Below are 966 nucleotides of genomic sequence, written 5' to 3' on the forward strand. Positions count from 1 at the left end.
CTATAGAAAATAAGGATATAGCTCCTAAAACTATAGATGAAAACATTAAAAATAACGGAAATGATATTGGAACTATCCAGGATAAAAGTCCAGGAAGTAAAGAAAATAAAACTATTTCTGAAGATGAGGAAATAACTACAAAACCAGAAGAAATAAAAACTCCTGAAAAGACTATAAATAAAGAAAATCTAAATGAACTAAAAAATGAAAATACATCTGCAGATAAGAAAAATAATGATAGTAATAGTAGTAATACAAGTGTTACTGAAATTCCTGAAGATTTAGTGGAAGAAAAATCTGTTGAAGCTATAAATAAAGCTAAAAATGATATTAAAGTAAACAAAGAAAAAATGAATAATAATATAAGTTCTAAGAATACTGAAAGTAATCCTGAAGCAAAAGAAAATATAGAAGTAGATTCATCACCAGAAGTTACAGAAATTAAGAAAAAATCTACTAAGAAAGTTGAAAATATCAAAAATAATGGACAACAAAAAGAAAAATCTCCAGATAAAAAACAGATTAAAGAAGTATCAACTAAAGAAAGGGTTGAGAGAGTAAAATCATTTATGGGAGTAAGTAATAAGGATATAAAATCTAAAGAAAAGCATTTAGAAAATAAATTAGAATACATTAAGAAAGGAAATAGCAAAAACTTTAAGAAGAAGGGGAGCTAATCATGCTATATAAAACACATTTATCAACATCACTAAATGTTGCAATACCAGCTTTATATCTAAGCAATGAGTTATCAATTTTAACATTAACGGGAGTGGGCTTGGGGAGCCTACTTCCAGATCTAGACACTCCAAATAGTTTTATTGGAAGAAGATTAAAGATAATCTCATATCCCTTAAGTACAATATTTAAGCATAGGGGTTTTCTTCATTCAATAACTCCTGTAATCTTAATATTTATTTTAGGCATATTCTTAAAATCACTATTTATAAAATCTATCGCTTTAGG

At 26.8% G+C, this 966-nt stretch carries 1 protein-coding gene and 1 pseudogene; both read left to right on the forward strand.

The genetic code is table 11. The annotated features are described in order from the left end of the window. Window positions 1-677, forward strand: a pseudogene (locus QP548_RS16815) (TcpH); the annotation flags it as partial. A gap of 2 nt (window positions 678-679) precedes the next feature. Next, window positions 680-966: metal-dependent hydrolase (locus QP548_RS16820; protein ID WP_284905663.1), on the forward strand; the 287-nt coding region annotated here is incomplete at its 3' end.

It is taken from the genome of Clostridium sp. UMB9555A (genome assembly GCF_030222355.1).
GTDB lineage: Bacteria > Bacillota > Clostridia > Clostridiales > Clostridiaceae > Sarcina > Sarcina perfringens.